3 protein-coding genes are annotated in these 3,548 nt (G+C 31.3%); all 3 read left to right on the top strand.

All coding sequences use genetic code 11. The features are described from left to right. Positions 1 to 574 precede the first annotated feature (574 nt). The 3 genes from B6D18_RS12125 to comJ all read left to right on the top strand — a co-directional run bounded on the left by B6D18_RS12125 (position 575) and on the right by comJ (position 3,413). Positions 575 to 1,060: an SMI1/KNR4 family protein gene (locus B6D18_RS12125; protein WP_086364678.1), complete on the top strand. Its 486-nt coding sequence runs from the start codon at positions 575 to 577 to the stop codon at positions 1,058 to 1,060. A gap of 608 nt (positions 1,061 to 1,668) precedes the next feature. Beyond that, complete coding sequence (locus tag B6D18_RS12120) at positions 1,669 to 2,262, top strand: hypothetical protein (protein ID WP_086364677.1); 594 nt, start codon at positions 1,669 to 1,671, stop codon at positions 2,260 to 2,262. A 668-nt stretch (positions 2,263 to 2,930) separates the two neighbouring features. Then, positions 2,931 to 3,413: a competence protein ComJ gene (comJ, locus tag B6D18_RS12115; RefSeq protein WP_086364676.1), complete on the top strand. Its 483-nt coding sequence runs from the start codon at positions 2,931 to 2,933 to the stop codon at positions 3,411 to 3,413. Positions 3,414 to 3,548 lie beyond the last annotated feature (135 nt).

Here is a 3,548-nt window from a genome sequence, read left to right as displayed (position 1 = left end):
CTTGTAAAGATACTGACAGTAAAAAACGATGAATTCAATGGATTATTTTTTAGAACAATTAGTTTATTCTAAATGGGGTGTAAATAGGATTTATAATTTTAATTTATATATTTAAGAAATAATTTATCTGATTTGGATTATGAAATCATACCCAAAAAGGCTCTTGATTCTTTGAGTGATATAAAAATATCAATCATTGGATATTGTTGCTTTGCTTGTTTCTTAAACATACCTGATGAACCTTTAGACGATAACGAACTAATAACATACGTTAGGTGGGAAAAATTAATAATACTGAAGAGGTTAAACAAGTTGATATAACGGAAGCAGAATCTATAGGTTATATATGGGATCATTTGGATGATTTTGATCCTACAACGAGTAAAACATACTATGTAGTTAGTTAAAACTTAATCTCATGAAGGTACTTTCCCTCATAAAGGGGGGGCAGTTTGAAAAACATTTCAACTTACCTTCTGGAACTTATGGAAGTTCAGATAGTTTTGCTATACCATCCTACTAAAGGATGGTTAGCTGTCCGTATTACAAAAGCTTTAAAAATAGGTAGAGCATAATGGATAATCCATGCACAAATTGTGAAAAAAATATTGTTCTTTCAGATATTAAATCTGTGGAGAAGGTTTTGTCATATTGTTTTCCTGAGGAATTTATATCACATTATCTATCCTTTAATGGTGGGATACCGTCCAGAGCTTGGTGGGAAAGTAATGATGATTTTGAACCATTAGAAGTGGCTTTTTTGAAACCATTTAAATATAACAAATTAACTAATGATGATCCGAAATCTTTAATTGATGGTTGTTATCATGAGATGATCAAAAAGAATGTGATTCCGATAAATATCATACCTTTTGGGAATGATTGGGGTGGTAATTATTTTTGTCTAAATAAAAATGATGGTAGTGTGATCTTTTATGCGACAGATTCATTTGATCCAAATCTTTCTATGGATAAAAATCATATGTTAGTACAGAGAAAACTCGCTTCTTCTTTCAAAGAGTTTATGGATAAATTAGTTACCGAAGAGGATTTGGCCTAGCTATTTAATTAATTTTAAGAGTTGGGCAAGAAAAATGAGTCTTCCCAGCTTTTTTTATTATTTAACTCTTATTCCGTACTTTAAAAATACCGTCCTTGATCCCCTTAACCATCTAGCCATGATTTATTACCTCACATAATTGTTTGAGGTAAACTGTTGTAAAGAGATTTCCAATTTTAGCTTCTTCTCTAATTATTAGTCAGCAATATGCATCAACAATCAGTTGCTTATCATCACTAAAATCATTTTCTGCTTTGTTTAAGATTAACTGTCTATCTTTGCAATAAGCTGTTACCACTTAGGCGCAGGTAAGTGATAAGAGATGCTGGCGGTAGTCGTGTGTTTAAAGGTATGATGGCATCTTAGTCGTCCCAATACCTCAATTGGAATAAGAGTAGAATACAATCTTAATCAATACATCCCTAATACACTCTATTGGATTGACTGATGGGGATTACTTTGGTTTTATTGAGGTTCAAAAAAAGGGGATAAATAGCCAACTTTTATACCTAAACCTAACGAAGATTGAATTGATAATCCAATGATTGTTATAAGTAAAGGTTTTGAGCCTTATAAACTAGATATTTTAACTATTAAAGTGAAATTATATGACTGGTAAAATTAAACTGCCTGCTTTAGAAATCTTCATGACTGCAGTGGATGCAGTAGAATTCTCCAAAGTTTTAAAAGATCAGATTGAGTCGGTTAAATTTATTACACAATATATTTGGCCTGATCTGAATATACCGACTTTTGATGTACTGGATATGGAAATAGCTAAAAATATAGATTTTAGTATTATAAATACCGATATTTTAAGTATTGAAGATTATAAAAAAAAATACGTTATACATTATCCAGGGTCAAATTATGATGGTGCTATGGTTGGAGAAGGTCTTGTCCGCTTTTCATGTTCTGAATTAGCCAATTATGATACTGAGTCTTTAAGAAATGGTCGATTAACTGCTTCTTATAATGTGGTAAAACAACCTGAGACCGATAAATTTGTAAAAGCGGTATGGAAAATATTTAAAAAAGGCGCCAAGAAGGTTTATTTAATTAATCGGGAAACGGGGCAGATAGCGGATAAACCTGAGACACGTTTTTTTGCCTGGCCGGACGCTGCGAAGAAGTTTAATGGGGAAGATGGGCATTATTTAACTAACCATGCCTTTGCCTATTTTGTGGCCAAAGACGTGTAATAAAATGCAAATAAAATAGACAAGATGTTCAATATAATCTAATAAAAGAACAGATAATGTTTAAGTGACCTATCAATTGGAAAATAAAATGATAGCGTTTAGCATAGTGAATAATAGTGATCTCACTTAGATAGAAACAATACTTAAAAAAGAATTAAATTGCTCCCTCGAACCAATAGCAAGCCGAAATAGGGTCGAAGAGATACATTTGGACCTTCGCAAAGGAGGTAATTTTCCTATTGTAGGTGTTTTTTATTATCCATGTGTGAATAATGATCAGCTAATGTCTACACCTAATTCATCTGATGGGTAGGGCTCCTTGCTTTATTGTATAACGAAAGCAAATAATTCTAGCTATCTATTATTCAGGTTATATAGTGGAGCAGAGCCATGTATGGAGATGATGCTTGTTGATTCTGGAAAAACGATTCGATTAGTAAGTGCGATGAAAGAAGATAAATAGATTTTTTATTAAATAGTTATTAAAAATAAAAAAAAGTTAAAACGAAATCAGACCTGATTGAAATGATTAATGGATTTATTTAAAAAGGTCTAATAGCGCATGTTAGGCACATTGATCTGCATAATAATCAGGCTCATAGTAAAGCAATCGAATAGTTATGTTGGGGGTTGTCTGACAAAAAGTAAAATTCAAATGGAGGTAGTGCATGGAAAACCCTAACAATCAAGTAGTTGATTTGTTGATTTCCCATAATCAAATTTTAGTTCGATCTAGAGCTTATTCTGAAAAATTATCTCAATGGGGTAAAGAGAATATTGAACAAGGTGCCGTCATTCATAAAGATTATGTTATATTTGATCCTTTACCTGACGAAGCTTTTGGAGCTAATGTTGTTTTAAATCTAACAGATAATTTTGTTATGGATGAAAATACACAACGGTGTATTGTGACTCCTTTTTATATTAATAATAGTGATAATGTAGAAGTTGCATCAGCTGCAGAAAAATTCAAAATAAACATAGCATTTGATAGATCTTTATATGATCTTTATTATGAAATTTGCGAAAATGATGAGGTTTTTTACAAATTTACTTTTGTTCCAGCAGAAAGCCCAATAGTTGCCAGATACCTGATTGATGATCCTTGGGGCGGCGAAAAAGATAAAGCACTTAAACTTGGTTTCTTATGATTAACTAATTTATATAATCAATGTAATTTTTAATAAAACATTTAATTTAGTTTATATATGTGAGGCCTTACCTTGTTAATTAGCGAAATTAAAAAGTAAGTATGTATATATAGATTTTTATATCTTATAGATGTT

The sequence above is a fragment of the Gilliamella sp. A7 genome (genome assembly GCF_002142015.1).
Lineage (GTDB): Bacteria > Pseudomonadota > Gammaproteobacteria > Enterobacterales > Orbaceae > Gilliamella > Gilliamella apis_A.
Note: the sequence above shows the minus strand (reverse complement) of the source record. Positions and strands in the feature narration are given on the sequence as shown.